This window comes from Paenibacillus sp. NPDC056933, from assembly GCF_042674385.1.
Lineage (GTDB): Bacteria > Bacillota > Bacilli > Paenibacillales > Paenibacillaceae > Paenibacillus.
On the sequence record NZ_JBHUQN010000001.1, the window covers coordinates 1,804,233 to 1,816,666 of the forward strand.

Below are 12,434 nucleotides of genomic sequence, written 5' to 3' on the forward strand. Positions count from 1 at the left end.
GAACTTGGCTTAAATGATGTTAGTTATGAAGTAGTTTCATCCGAACCGACTAATCGTATCGTGGATTGGCATCCAGGGAAATTAAGTGATAATGATAAATTTTTGCTGAATGGGAATATATGTTCTGGTATAATTGGACTGAGAATAGTAAATCTCGTTTATCTAAATTTGATCAGGAATAAAAACAGTGGGGTGAGTGACAAGATGGAACAAAGGAATGCGCTAGAGGTAAGAGTTGAACTTTGGGACGAAGGAGATCTAGGTTTGCTTCGCCAATTAAATTCGCCTGAGATGACAGTACACTTCGGAGGACCAGAGACTGAGGAGAAAATCCTAGCTCGTCATAAGCGCTATTATGAAATCGCCCAAAATGGAACAGGGAAAATGTTTAAGATCCTCTTGCTTCCGCATCTTGAAGTCGTTGGTAGTGTAGGATATTGGAATCAGACTTGGAAAGAAGAATCTGTTTACGAAATAGGGTGGAGTGTTTTGCCGGAATTTCAAGGTAGAGGAATAGCGACAGAAGCAACAGCGAAGGCGATAGCTTCTATCCATTCTGAAAAGAAGAAACATAAATTCATTCACGCTTTTCCTAAAACCAGTAATCCCGCTTCTAATGCCATTTGCCGCAAGCTGGGCTTTTCGTATATTGGTGAGTGTGATTTTGAATACCCGATTGGGACTGTCATAAGATGTAATGACTGGAGGTTGTCAGTTGGGGAAAATGATAATAGATTTGGCTTATCCTAGTGGAGGCACCTATCACCCTGATATCCAACGTCACCGAGGATTCAGTAAAGAAGAGTAAATAATAGTGAGTCCAGCAACAGGGCAGACGAGAAATCATCTTTTTTTTGCTTGAGTTACTTCATATATGTAATAATATGGTTAGTTTGTATTTTATATTTGTTTGATTAAGGGATTTATACGAAATTTATAGATTAGATGTTGATACAGTTTCACTAACTGATTTTTGAGAAAAAAATACAAGGGGGATAAAATGAAGAATATCCAGGCAGTGTTTATTGACCGAGACGGCACCATTGGTGGAACAGGTCATTTTGTTCATCCAAGTGATTTTACACTTTTTGAAGGTGCTCAAAACTCTATAAACAAAATTAAACAAGTTGGATTGAAGGTATTCGCTTTTACTAATCAGCATAGAATTTCACGGAATGAAGCAACATTAGAAGAATTTAGATTGCAATTTGAGGAATATGGGTTCGATGATTCTTTTATTTGTCCTCATAGTGATCATGATAATTGTCATTGTAAGAAGCCCGAGCCTGGTATGCTTCTTGAAGCTGCTAAGAAATATGGATTAGATTTATCTAGGTGTGTAGTGATTGGTGATGTTGGTGATACGGATATGATAGCTGCACATACAGTCGGTGCTATTAAAATATTAGTTAAAACGGGATGGGGTGTACCATCATTGTTGGAATATAGGGATAAATGGAAAACGATTGAACCTGATTTCATAGCCGAAGATATTAATGAAGCTGTAAGATGGATACTAGAGTGAAAACAGGATACAACCCTAGAAGGTTAATTCTTGGATTATGCATTCCTTAAGAGAGACTATAAAGTTCATTAATTACTAACGAAAGAAGGATAACCAGATGATTACAATTCGATTTGTTTCAAATGGGGATATTCCACATATTCAAGCTATAGCTCATGAAACATGGATGTATACTTATAAAGGCATTTACTCTGAAGCTTACATACAAAATTTTCTAAGTAGAGCCTATTCAAATGAGAATTTAAGTCGATCTGTCGAGAGAGATCTTCAAAGTGCTAAACGGAGTTTTTTAATCGCTGAATTTAATGACGAAGTCGTTGGATATGCTCAAACAAGACAAGTAAATGAAGAAGAATACGAATTGCTAAGAATCTATATACGACCTGAATATCATAAAATGGGGATAGGTAAAGAATTCATTCAGAGATTCACTCAAATTTTAAATCCAATCAAGAAAATGTTCGCATGGGTAGGGAAAGAGAATCATATAGGAAGGGCATTTTATGAGAAGAGTGGATTTAAAGAAGTAGAAGAAATGACTGAAACAATAGAAGGGCACAGTAAAACGCAAGTTAAATATGAATTGACAGCGGCAGCGATTGTAATGAATGAGAATGATGAACTAGTGAAAGCCAAGAGATTAAACAAGCAGAACACAAATTAGCTTCAATAACGGAGGATCTATGAAATGGAAATCTCATTATTCAAAGCAGGTGTTAATGAAGCTTCAATTATTCACGAAATGCAAATAAAGGCATTCATGCCTCTATTAAATAAATATAAAGACTATGAAACAAGCCCAGCAAATCAAACGGTGGAACAAATAACAGATCGAATAAATCAAAGCTTTACAGATTATTACCTAATAAAAGAAGCAAATATTCCTGTGGGGGCCATAAGAATAGTAAAAAAAGATAATAAAATCTATCGAGTAAGCCCCGTATTTATTTTACCCGACTACCAAGGGAGAGGGATTGCACAAAAAGTATTTTCAATGATTGAAGGTAGATATAGCGATGCGAAAATATGGGAGTTGGCTACAATCTTAGAAGAGCAGAGGAATTGTTACCTTTATGAAAAATTAGGATATAGACAGAAGGGAGAGGCAAGGCAGATTAACGACAAAATGACAATTGTGCCTTATGAAAAACGCATGATTTAGGTAATCAAGAAAAAATCAAAGACTCTAATCTAGGTCGATGCGCGTGAAGGCTAACAAAATTGTATAACGTAATATTCAAGCTTTGGTCCTGACGCAAGTTTGATCTGAGGGATGGAGATTGGAGAAGTATCTCAATTGAGACCCCTTTTAGGGTTCATAGATACAGAAACGTTATTGGATATTAACCATAATCATAATAAAGGGAGTATGACCAGTGGAGAGTAAAGAGACGTTTAATTGTATTGCTAGTGAATATGAAAAATATAGACCCACCTATCCAGATGAAATGTTTGACCATATTTTTAATTATTCAAATGCATTAAAAGAAGATAAAATCCTTGAAATCGGTTGCGGAACTGGACAAGCAACAAGTGGATTAGTTGATAGAGAATATAAAATATTACATGTATTGAATTGGGGGATAAATTAGCCCAGCTCACTGCAACAAAATTCAAATCCTATACATCTCTTAAAGTGATCAATACATCGTTCGAAGAGTGGGACGGTGAAGGTAGTCCTTTTAAATTAGCAGTTTCGGGTACTGCATTTCATTTTATTGATCCTCAGTTTGGTTATCGCAGGGTGTGGGAGTTACTTGAGGATTCAGGTGCAATTGGTTTCTTCTGGACCATTCATGTGCCAATGTACGATGAGATCCATAATGAAATACGATCTTATTGTAAAGAGTTTGCACCACATTTGGACGATTCAACATTACAAACACCTGAAGAAACCATAAATGAAAGAAAAGCGATCACTGAGGGAACAGGTAATTTTACAAGAATAGAAGTCAAAGAATATAGCCAAATCCTTTCATATACAAGCAGCGATTATATTTTTTTGCTTAATACCAATTCAAAGCATAGACAACTGTCTGAACCGGACAGAAACAATTTGTTAAATAGAATCAAAAATTCTATTGATAGATCAGGTGGATATATTTTCAAAGACCATAGAGTTGCTTTGTTTTTAGGAAAGAAGATGAAGTAACTGAAGTGTTCATTTCGAAATACGACAACGATATGAACACTATAAAGGAAATTTAAACCTTATAAAGGACTGGTTTGGATGTTCTATGTTAACTCAAGAGCTATCATTGAAAGAATTAATAATGAAGCTATCGAAGTCGTTATACAAAGAAGAACAAAGACGGACTCTTCTTTTCAGTTTGAACTTCCTGGAGGTAGAATTGAACCGTTTGAATCGTTGGTCCAAGCTCTGGTAAGAGAGGTTAAAGAAGAAACTGGATTAAATGTGTATGAAATTGAAGGAACTGAAACAAGAATTGATACAACTGGAATTAATCCTGAATTTGAAGTGGAATGTCTTCGACCATTCGCTGCTTATCAAACCATTAAGGGACCAATTGATTCTGTTGGATATTATTTTAGATGTAAGGCAAGTGGAGATCTGCTAGAAGCGGGTGACGAAACAATAGATATTCAATGGATTGATATTAAGGAACTGAATAAATTGTTTATGGAGAATCCATTAGCTTTTTCCGATGTTGATCGTGCTGGAATTAAGTATTACCTGAATCATCAAGGATTTTGATGGGAGATGGGATTGATGGATTTTAATTTTATATATGGAGAATATCTTATCAGTGATAACAAAGAACTTCTGGACATACCCGCAGTAAAGAATTTCTTATCTAGAAGCTATTGGGCCAATGATGAAAAAATTGAGAAGTCCATCCATTCTTCAATATGTTTTGGGATTTATAAAGAAGCAATTCAAGTTGGTTTTGCAAGGGTTGTCACAGATGATGCGACAATGTATTGGCTTTGTGATGTTTTTATTCATGAGGAATATAGAGGCAAAGGACTCGGTAAGAAACTAATTGAAGTGATAACACAATCGGATCGCTTTAGTGATTTAATGGGGTTACTCGGAACATTGGATGCACATGAATTATATGAACAATATCAATTTAATAGAAATAGTGAACGCTTCATGATAAGACTTCCTGATTATTTAAGGGGTAACTAGTCTGAGGAAGAGGGCGTGAAATCTTTGAAGAGAGCTCTTAATTTTCTTTCTTTGATTATTGGATTAGTTTCTATAGGCCTTGGAATAATACCTCTTATTTTTGCCTATCCCTATAGTGATAAACCAAACTCAGGGCCGGCAAGCTTTTGGGAACTGATTCTAATCCTTAGTTACGAACAATGGGTATTGTTTCTGATTGTTGGTCTGATATTAAGTCTTTTCCTTGTGTTAAAGCTACGAAAGACATGAAGGGCGGTGTTACCAATGTACAAACTTAAAACAAAACAAACAGACAACAGTGTCATTGAATTTATTGAAAGTGTTGATAGTCCCAAAAAACGTGAAGACGCGTATCAACTATTGGATATTTTCACTGAAACAACAGGGTACACAGCAAAGATGTGGGGACCGAGTATTATTGGATTCGGCGCCTATCATTATAAATATGAATCTGGTCACGAAGGTGATGCGCCACTGGTTGGCTTTTCTCCTCGAAAAGCAAAAATCAGTTTGTATTTTGCGACAGGTGATACCGAGCGAGAGAATCTGTTAAAAGACTTTGGAAAACATACGACAGGAAAAGCATGTGTATACATCAATAAAGTTGCAGATATCAATCTAGATGTATTACAAGCTTTAATTAACCAATCCATCAAATTCTTGAAAGAAACCTATCCGAGTCATTAATTCCTGTTCACTGTTATTATTGGAGGTTTACGCGATGAAAGAAAAGAACATTGATATAAGATGGGCAAACACAAATGACGCAGATGCTCTTCTAAAGCTTAATGAAGCTTTTAATGGAGTAGGTACATCCATAGAGGAAGTAAAAGATAGCCTTGCTTTATCGGATGAGCTGATTGCTCTAGCTGTTATTGGCGGGCAGGCAGTAGGATTTGCTTGTGCTCAATATTTTAAATCTTTTTGTTATCGAGGTCTCCATGGGGAAATCACCGAAATGTATATTACTGAAGTTGCCCGGAGAAGAGGATTGGCTACGTTGTTAATTGCTTTTATAGAAGATGAACTCCGCGCACGAGGTGTTACCAGTGTGAAGATTCTGACAGGCCAAAGAAATGAAATGGCAATACAGACATACGAAAAATCAAACTATACCAAAACGGAAGAAGTACTGCTTCAAAAGAAACTATGAACCAATAAACGTCTTGCATACATGGACATGATATGAAAACGCCAAATTCTAATGAACACTAGGGAGCATAATCGAATGTCTGAATATTATTGGGATAATCAAATCGAATACCTGAAAAATACGAGATGGCTCTACTACAATGATGATTACCTGCGATTTTTAGTGCAATTTGTTTGGAAGATAGATAAACCTGTAAGCGTTATCGATTATGGGTGTGGTTTTGGTTATTTGGGTCTTAAACTGCTCCCTTTGTTACCAAAAGGGTCAACCTACACTGGAATAGATAAGGGTGAAACATTAATCAATGAAGCTAAGGCGAATTTCTCCCAACTTCCTTTTGATACAGAATTTATTACTTGTGATATAGATGACGTTGTATTGGAGCGGAAGTATGACATTGCATTGAGTCATGCTTTTTTATTGCATATGGATGACTCCGTGAAAATACTCGAAAAGATGATTGAAAGTGTGCTGGATGGGGGAAGAATCATTTGTTTCGAACCTCATTGGATCGGGAATATGGCGAACTATTATATAGAAGGCGTTAAACAAAGTGAAATCATTAAATTAGGCGTTTTACAGAGATTATTTGAACAAGATCATAGTGGTACAGGTAAAGATGGAAATATTGGAATGCGATTGCCCATAATAATGAGTCAATTAGGGTTAGCCAATGTGGAATGTAGAATGAGTGATAAGGTCAACTTTCTAGATCAAAACATGGACTCTGCCAGAAAAAACATTCTCTATCACTCACTGAAAGAAGAAGGCATTGGCCAGGACCCTGGTGATTCAGTAGAGGTAACCAAAAACTTATCAACGCGGGGCTTAACACAAAATGAAGCAAATGCACAGTATGAAGCTGAATTAACATTCTCCAAAGTATTTGATGATGAATCTTGGTTGACTTATGCATCCAGCATGAAGATTTCATTTGGAACTGTGCAAAGGTAGGGTAATGGGAACTGTAAGTTCACGGATTGACTTGGTTATTGCTCGTCGAATTGCATAGGGTCTTTTGTTTAAAGGTAGCCTGTTTTTTACTTGGAAATTATAAAATCTAAAACATGAAAAGGAGGACTTTAAATGAAATTTATTGTGTCTGCAAGTGTGATTGTCCTTAATGAGAACGATGAAATCTTACTTATGAAGGGGCGAAGAGGCTGGGAAATGCCTCAAGGCTGTGTGGAAGAAGGCGAGACCATCACACAAGCAGCTATTCGAGAGGTGAAGGAAGAGACTGGCATTGATATTGAACTTATTAAGTTTTGTGGCCTATATCAGAATACTACGCGGGGAGTATGTAACAATATATTCACTGGAAAACCGATTGGAGGAACTCTAACGACAAGTATTGAAAGTGATGAGGTTGGGTTCTTTACACTAGAACAAGCCGATGAAATGATAACCTGGGGGAATTTTAAGGAGAGAATTCACAAAGCATTGGATGAGAGCACACATCCCATTTTAGTTGAGTTCTCTGAATAACATATGGGTGAAGGTATCTTGAAAGACAACATCGTTGTTGTGGTTAAGGGAGTCATTGAAAATAAAGGCCGGGTATTGATATTAAAACGTTCAGATGCAGATAAAGTTGCCGCAGGAAGTTGGGAAACCGTTGGTGGAACAATTCGGCAAACGAAAGGGATATTTGAATGAATTCAATTGTTATAGAACCAATTGATAAAACGAATTGGGAAGAAGCGATCGCGATATCTTTACTTGAGACGCAAGTAAATCTTGTACCAACGGTCATTGAGTCTTTAGCATATGCCTACGTTAAGCCTTGGGATGCAGCTTTTGATCCATATCTTTTGCGTGAAGGTGATAAGGCTTTTGGTTTTTTCTATTTATCCTACACCCCCGAAAGTATTGATAATTATTGGATTGGAGGATTTCAAATAGATAAGGACTATCAAGGGAAAGGATTAGGAAGCCAATCACTTTATATGATACTTGAATGTATTCAGGAAAAGCATCCACAGTGTCAAAATATCTCACTAACCGTAGAAAAAAGTAATGCTCATGCAAGAGCATTATATGAGAAGATCGGATTTATTGATCAGGAATTGGAAAATCAAGATGGTGAAATGGTATATAAAATAAAATTGAATTAAGTAGATATCAGTCATTTTGAAGGTACAATGATCCATTTTAATAAAAAGGTGGGATAGTATGGTGTACGACGATCTCAATAGAACGATCACCACTGAGAGATTACTGTTAAGATTATTCACAGAATCGGATGCTGAAACCGTTACCAGACTATGTAATGACTACAACATATATAAGAGTACACTCACATTACCTTACCCATATACATTAGATTGTGCATTGTCTTGGATAGAACACCATAACGAAAATTTTAATGCGGATAAATTATATGAATTTGCTATTTGTGATAGGGAAACAGGTGCTTTATACGGGGCAATAGCATTATCTAATCAATATCGTTACGATAACGGTGAATTATCTTATTGGGTGGGCCAGCCGTTTTGGGGAAAAGGGTATGCAACGGAAGCTGCTAAAGCCATGTTAGACTTCGCCTTTGATGTGAAAAAATATCATAAGGTATATGCGCGATACTTTGCTTCTAACCCGGCATCCGGACAAGTAATGCAGAAGATTGGCATGAACAAGGAAGGGGTACTGATGGATCATGTCAGGAAAGAAGACCGTTATGAGGATCTGATCTACTACGGAGTAGTGAGAAATAAAGTGAAAGAATAAATTTCAAACCCAACGCGGAGGAATACATATTGAATATTAAGCCGAGTAAAAAGGTTTTACATTCATGGATAGATTGTTATGTGCCGGAAAAAGATTTGTTTTTCCTATCCAAAGAACATCTTGATTACGGAATTGACTTTATTGATGTACTATTAATGCCAAAAGAGGATTTCTATAACCACAGCACATATAGGCAAGTGAATTATGTGAATGGTTATGAGTACTGGAATATAAAGAATGCTGATTTCGTAATTATTGCTGAAAAAGAATGGATAGAAACCATTCCTGAAGATATGAAACGATTTTTATTAAATGCACAACTACAAATGGGAAGAGGGCTTGTTTTCCCACTTTCATTTGTAGATGATTTGGCGGATATACCTGATAGCTATTTGATGGATGGACATGTTGTCCTTCAACGCTTCATGTGGGAAAAGCTGGACCTTTCATGTAAAGAACAGATCCTTACGACAATGGTTTACGAATGGTGGGATAAAGGGGAATGTGAGCAGCCGCCTGACTCGCTACCTGATTTTCTAATGCCATATGCCAATTCGTTTGCCCATTCCCAAGGTGCAAATTGCCTCGCAGCAGTTGTGTTTGCAATCTCCAAAGGGAAACAAGAGTGGTTTATCTATGAATGGCTGCATCAAAAAACCTTTCTTGAGAAATTAAAACAGTATCATTATGAGGAGTTACAAACTGACGAATTACATCAAGGGGACGTTGTCACGTGGACAGATGAGAATGGGATCATTCAACATGCAGCGTATCACCTGGGAGAAGAGCTATATTTCAATAAAGATGGGCAAACGATATTCAACCCGTGGAAGATACTCTCTAAAGAGCAATTGTATAGGGAGTGGGGGCATCTAACCATTATTAAGTACAGGCAAATGTAATGAAGTATTTTGAGTCAGTTAAAATGAAATTCGCGTACTATTATTGGAGGTAAGATATGTATACACTGATTCCATCCTTAGATTTGATTAAAGAAATTGAACTCTCGGAAATTGATTATATGACAGATCGGATGCTTGCTGTACAGGGTCGGGACAACAATCCGGAAGGCATTGAGATTCAGCAATTTGGAAATGCCATCTGTTTCTACAGTAAGACCATGCCTTGGCCTGCTTTTAATACGGTGAAGGGCTTAACAAATAATGATCTGGAACACATGGATGCTATCACCGATTTTTATAGACAGCGAGATCGAAAGGTTCAGTTCGAAGTCATTCCATCAGTGGTGGATCAGAACTTCTTGAAACGATTAACCGACTTAGGCATGTATGCATCGGGATTTCATTCATCCCTGATCATCAAACCGGAAGAAAAAAAGAATCACTCAGATCATATCCGAATTCAAGAGCTTGAAGAGGATCAATTCGAGTTATATGCAACTATCCATTGCAGGGGGACCGGTTTGTCGGATGACGGTATCCCTTATGTCGCCCAGAATAATAAGGTTCTTTATCATCGTCCAGGGTGGAAGTTTTACATTGCATATGTCGATGATATCCCAGCAGCGGTAAGTGTTCTGTTTATTAAAAATCAAAAGGCATCCTTAACCTTTGCAGCAACATTACCTGAGTTTAGGAAACAAGGTGTACATCAGCAGCTTTTGAATAGAAGAATAACGGAAGCCTTGAATAAGGAGTGTAATCTGGTGGTAGGGCAATGCTCATTTTTATCTCAAAGCCATCGGAATATGGAGCATGTTGGAATGAAGTTGGGATATATCCGAACAACGTGGTCTGAAAGATAAGAACCAGATTGAATAGGAGGCAGCTCATGAACAATACAAATAAAATCCTGGGTGCGGTTCTGATGGTTAGCAGCGTTTTTATTTCAACCCTAGATAGAATTTCGGTGAGAATATCCACAGCCATAGTAGAAGCTGGTTATGCTTCAGGTGGAAAAGCACGTGAGTTAATCCCAGCGAGTGATAATGGTTTTACGGGTATACTCGTATATTTCTTATTTTTCGTCGGATTTGTATTATTGGTTGCTGGGTTCCCAGGGAGTACCAGAAAGGATAAAACCAATAGATACAACCAAAGCCGACCATAGGAGGAGTACATTTTGCCGGAACATGAGGAAGCCCTAAACGGAGGCAATGTGAATAAGGTTGTAAAGGTAGGGAGCACAGTTCGGCGTGACGCTATACCGAATCCATATGTATATGAATTGCTAATGCACCTCGAAAAGGTGGGTTATGCCCATTCTCCCAAATATTTGGGAGTAGATGAGCAGGGCAGAGAGATCCTTTCTTACCTGGATGGTGTGGTTCCGGGAAATGACTATCCAGAAATTGAAGGTTATATGTGGTCTGATGAGACCTTAGACATAGTAGCGAAGCTTTTAAAAAGCTATCATGATGCTACAGTCGAATTTGTGACATCTACGATTTCTTTAAATAACTGCCCAAAGATATTTTCAAAGGAAGAAGTAGTTTGCCATAATGATTTTGCATTATACAACATTGTATTTAAAGATCGACACCCTGTAGGAATCATTGATTTTGACATGGCAGGGCCTGGTCCGCGTCTGTGGGATATCGTTTACAGCTTGTATACCTCTGTCCCACTAGCAGGTTTTTCACCGAGTGAAGTTGAAAGGGAAGTCGTTCCCTATAATAAACAGGATCATGCATCTGAGCGGAAAAGACGTATAGCGTTATTTTTTAATTCTTATGGTATGGATGTGCCGGCAGATTTGAAGGAGTGGGTGATTTCTCGAATTCATTTCATGTGTACCACATTATCTGATCGGGCGGCATCTGGGGAAATTGCTTTTATCAAAATGATTGAAGAGGGTCATTTGACTCACTATGAGAACGAAGTAAAGTTCCTTGAGAAACATTTCGGTGATTGGAGTTAATTGAAATAAAAAAACGAAACGGAACGAGTGATATTATTGTGATCAGATTAATACCCACCACAAGAGAAAACTGGAGAGATGCGTTAAACTTACAAGTTCAAACCAATCAAAATCATTATGTCCCATCAGTAGCTGTGTCTCTGGCAAAAGTGTACATTCGTCCAGACGGTGATGCGTACAAGTATCTGCCATTTTGCATATATAATACGGAGAACATCTTAGTTGGTTTTGTCATGATCACAGTTGATGAAACAACAGCTTGGTCCTATTGGTTAAATGGTTTTATGATCGATGTAAACTATCAAGGTAAGGGATATGGAAAAGCGACTATAGATTCTGTAATTAAATATATTAGAGAGAACTATGTCCATAGCAAGTGTTTGAATTTAACGGTATGTGCAGATAATGAAGGTGCCAGAAAGCTTTATGAAAAAATGGGGTTTTGTGAGACCGGAGACGTATATGATGATGAAATTGTATATCGATTCGTTTTTTAATTTAACGATAGAGGTGCAGTGATGATATATCGGAGGAAAACATATATTGTAGCTTCTTCATTCGTAGAAGAGTTTAATGCTTTATTTAATGATATTCTATTACCTTCACAACTAAAGTATGGAGCCAGACTGATTGGAAGATGGCATACGTCTGTTGACGATGAAACCAGTGAGATTTTTGCGATGTGGGAATACGATACGTTCGAACAGTATGAAGAGATTGAGCAGAAGATCAAGTCTGACAACGAACATGTCATGCGAATACAAGAACGTTTTGATCAAATTGGAAGAAATCGATATAAGGAAGTATTTCGAACAGATATAAAGCAAGAGTTCTTCGCATCGACAGTTGACAGAGAGAAGACAATTTTAAAGACATTATGTAACTAATACGTAAAAAATTAGCCCCTTTTTAGTTCACCAGAATGGAGCCGTATGGGAAAAAATTCTATGATGAATTTTACATAAAAGCCATGTAGAATTCATTAAATTCCA

Annotated in this window: 21 protein-coding genes; all 21 read left to right on the top strand. The window is 37.2% G+C overall.

Annotated features, from left to right (window positions below):
* Window positions 1-204 precede the first annotated feature (204 nt).
* Window positions 205-750, top strand: a complete 546-nt coding sequence (locus tag ACFTRD_RS08275) for a GNAT family N-acetyltransferase (RefSeq protein WP_379378708.1) — start codon at window positions 205-207, stop codon at window positions 748-750.
* A gap of 250 nt (window positions 751-1,000) precedes the next feature.
* Complete coding sequence (locus ACFTRD_RS08280; protein ID WP_379378710.1) at window positions 1,001-1,525, top strand: HAD-IIIA family hydrolase; 525 nt, start codon at window positions 1,001-1,003, stop codon at window positions 1,523-1,525.
* Window positions 1,526-1,622: 97 nt separating this feature from the next.
* On the top strand, window positions 1,623-2,189 hold the full coding sequence (locus ACFTRD_RS08285) for a GNAT family N-acetyltransferase (RefSeq protein ID WP_379378712.1): 567 nt from the start codon (window positions 1,623-1,625) through the stop codon (window positions 2,187-2,189).
* A 24-nt stretch (window positions 2,190-2,213) separates the two neighbouring features.
* On the top strand, window positions 2,214-2,687 hold the full coding sequence (locus ACFTRD_RS08290; protein WP_379378714.1) for a GNAT family N-acetyltransferase: 474 nt from the start codon (window positions 2,214-2,216) through the stop codon (window positions 2,685-2,687).
* A 214-nt stretch (window positions 2,688-2,901) separates the two neighbouring features.
* The gene (locus ACFTRD_RS08295) at window positions 2,902-3,117 is read left to right on the top strand and encodes a class I SAM-dependent methyltransferase (protein WP_379378716.1); all 216 of its coding nucleotides are present in this window, start codon (window positions 2,902-2,904) and stop codon (window positions 3,115-3,117) included.
* Complete coding sequence (locus ACFTRD_RS08300; RefSeq protein WP_379378718.1) at window positions 3,102-3,677, top strand: class I SAM-dependent methyltransferase; 576 nt, start codon at window positions 3,102-3,104, stop codon at window positions 3,675-3,677. Before ACFTRD_RS08295 ends, ACFTRD_RS08300 begins: the two co-directional genes overlap by 16 nt.
* A gap of 78 nt (window positions 3,678-3,755) precedes the next feature.
* Window positions 3,756-4,241 (top strand): NUDIX hydrolase, encoded by a 486-nt coding sequence (locus ACFTRD_RS08305; RefSeq protein WP_379378720.1) that lies wholly within the window; start codon window positions 3,756-3,758, stop codon window positions 4,239-4,241.
* A gap of 15 nt (window positions 4,242-4,256) precedes the next feature.
* Window positions 4,257-4,679, top strand: a complete 423-nt coding sequence (locus ACFTRD_RS08310) for a GNAT family N-acetyltransferase (RefSeq protein ID WP_379378722.1) — start codon at window positions 4,257-4,259, stop codon at window positions 4,677-4,679.
* A gap of 264 nt (window positions 4,680-4,943) precedes the next feature.
* Window positions 4,944-5,366, top strand: coding sequence for a DUF1801 domain-containing protein (locus tag ACFTRD_RS08315; RefSeq protein ID WP_379378724.1), 423 nt, complete (start codon window positions 4,944-4,946; stop codon window positions 5,364-5,366).
* 34 nt (window positions 5,367-5,400) lie between these two features.
* Window positions 5,401-5,832: a GNAT family N-acetyltransferase gene (locus ACFTRD_RS08320; RefSeq protein ID WP_379378726.1), complete on the top strand. Its 432-nt coding sequence runs from the start codon at window positions 5,401-5,403 to the stop codon at window positions 5,830-5,832.
* A gap of 75 nt (window positions 5,833-5,907) precedes the next feature.
* Window positions 5,908-6,786, top strand: a complete 879-nt coding sequence (locus ACFTRD_RS08325) for a class I SAM-dependent methyltransferase (protein WP_379378728.1) — start codon at window positions 5,908-5,910, stop codon at window positions 6,784-6,786.
* Window positions 6,787-6,918: 132 nt separating this feature from the next.
* Entirely contained in the window at window positions 6,919-7,320 is a 402-nt protein-coding gene (locus ACFTRD_RS08330) for an NUDIX hydrolase (RefSeq protein WP_379378730.1), read from the top strand.
* Between the two features lie 18 nt (window positions 7,321-7,338).
* A complete protein-coding gene (locus ACFTRD_RS08335) occupies window positions 7,339-7,491 on the top strand; it encodes an NUDIX hydrolase (protein WP_379378732.1) in 153 nt (50 codons plus the stop codon).
* Window positions 7,488-7,949 (top strand): GNAT family N-acetyltransferase, encoded by a 462-nt coding sequence (locus tag ACFTRD_RS08340; protein ID WP_379378734.1) that lies wholly within the window; start codon window positions 7,488-7,490, stop codon window positions 7,947-7,949. Before ACFTRD_RS08335 ends, ACFTRD_RS08340 begins: the two co-directional genes overlap by 4 nt.
* A gap of 58 nt (window positions 7,950-8,007) precedes the next feature.
* Window positions 8,008-8,562: a GNAT family N-acetyltransferase gene (locus tag ACFTRD_RS08345; protein ID WP_379378736.1), complete on the top strand. Its 555-nt coding sequence runs from the start codon at window positions 8,008-8,010 to the stop codon at window positions 8,560-8,562.
* 29 nt (window positions 8,563-8,591) lie between these two features.
* Entirely contained in the window at window positions 8,592-9,464 is an 873-nt protein-coding gene (locus tag ACFTRD_RS08350) for a hypothetical protein (protein WP_379378738.1), read from the top strand.
* Window positions 9,465-9,520: 56 nt separating this feature from the next.
* Entirely contained in the window at window positions 9,521-10,327 is an 807-nt protein-coding gene (locus ACFTRD_RS08355) for a GNAT family N-acetyltransferase (protein ID WP_379378740.1), read from the top strand.
* Window positions 10,328-10,353: 26 nt separating this feature from the next.
* Window positions 10,354-10,632 carry a hypothetical protein gene (locus tag ACFTRD_RS08360; protein WP_379378742.1) on the top strand — a complete coding sequence of 93 codons (279 nt, stop codon included), beginning with the start codon at window positions 10,354-10,356 and terminating at the stop codon, window positions 10,630-10,632.
* 12 nt (window positions 10,633-10,644) lie between these two features.
* On the top strand, window positions 10,645-11,442 hold the full coding sequence (locus ACFTRD_RS08365; protein WP_379378744.1) for a phosphotransferase: 798 nt from the start codon (window positions 10,645-10,647) through the stop codon (window positions 11,440-11,442).
* Window positions 11,433-11,939, top strand: coding sequence for a GNAT family N-acetyltransferase (locus ACFTRD_RS08370; protein ID WP_379378746.1), 507 nt, complete (start codon window positions 11,433-11,435; stop codon window positions 11,937-11,939). Before ACFTRD_RS08365 ends, ACFTRD_RS08370 begins: the two co-directional genes overlap by 10 nt.
* A gap of 21 nt (window positions 11,940-11,960) precedes the next feature.
* Window positions 11,961-12,329 (top strand): NIPSNAP family protein, encoded by a 369-nt coding sequence (locus tag ACFTRD_RS08375; RefSeq protein WP_379378748.1) that lies wholly within the window; start codon window positions 11,961-11,963, stop codon window positions 12,327-12,329.
* Window positions 12,330-12,434: the final 105 nt, after the last annotated feature.

Bases quoted from the DNA above. Each gene is read 5' to 3' on its own strand.
- ACFTRD_RS08275 (WP_379378708.1), top strand. From the start codon at position 205: ATGGAACAAAGGAATGCGCTAGAGGTAAGAGTTGAACTTTGGGACGAA.
- ACFTRD_RS08280 (WP_379378710.1), top strand. From the start codon at position 1,001: ATGAAGAATATCCAGGCAGTGTTTATTGACCGAGACGGCACCATTGGT.
- ACFTRD_RS08285 (WP_379378712.1), top strand. From the start codon at position 1,623: ATGATTACAATTCGATTTGTTTCAAATGGGGATATTCCACATATTCAA.
- ACFTRD_RS08290 (WP_379378714.1), top strand. From the start codon at position 2,214: ATGGAAATCTCATTATTCAAAGCAGGTGTTAATGAAGCTTCAATTATT.
- ACFTRD_RS08305 (WP_379378720.1), top strand. From the start codon at position 3,756: ATGTTCTATGTTAACTCAAGAGCTATCATTGAAAGAATTAATAATGAA.
- ACFTRD_RS08310 (WP_379378722.1), top strand. From the start codon at position 4,257: ATGGATTTTAATTTTATATATGGAGAATATCTTATCAGTGATAACAAA.
- ACFTRD_RS08315 (WP_379378724.1), top strand. From the start codon at position 4,944: ATGTACAAACTTAAAACAAAACAAACAGACAACAGTGTCATTGAATTT.
- ACFTRD_RS08320 (WP_379378726.1), top strand. From the start codon at position 5,401: ATGAAAGAAAAGAACATTGATATAAGATGGGCAAACACAAATGACGCA.
- ACFTRD_RS08325 (WP_379378728.1), top strand. From the start codon at position 5,908: ATGTCTGAATATTATTGGGATAATCAAATCGAATACCTGAAAAATACG.
- ACFTRD_RS08330 (WP_379378730.1), top strand. From the start codon at position 6,919: ATGAAATTTATTGTGTCTGCAAGTGTGATTGTCCTTAATGAGAACGAT.
- ACFTRD_RS08340 (WP_379378734.1), top strand. From the start codon at position 7,488: ATGAATTCAATTGTTATAGAACCAATTGATAAAACGAATTGGGAAGAA.
- ACFTRD_RS08345 (WP_379378736.1), top strand. From the start codon at position 8,008: ATGGTGTACGACGATCTCAATAGAACGATCACCACTGAGAGATTACTG.
- ACFTRD_RS08355 (WP_379378740.1), top strand. From the start codon at position 9,521: ATGTATACACTGATTCCATCCTTAGATTTGATTAAAGAAATTGAACTC.
- ACFTRD_RS08360 (WP_379378742.1), top strand. From the start codon at position 10,354: ATGAACAATACAAATAAAATCCTGGGTGCGGTTCTGATGGTTAGCAGC.
- ACFTRD_RS08375 (WP_379378748.1), top strand. From the start codon at position 11,961: ATGATATATCGGAGGAAAACATATATTGTAGCTTCTTCATTCGTAGAA.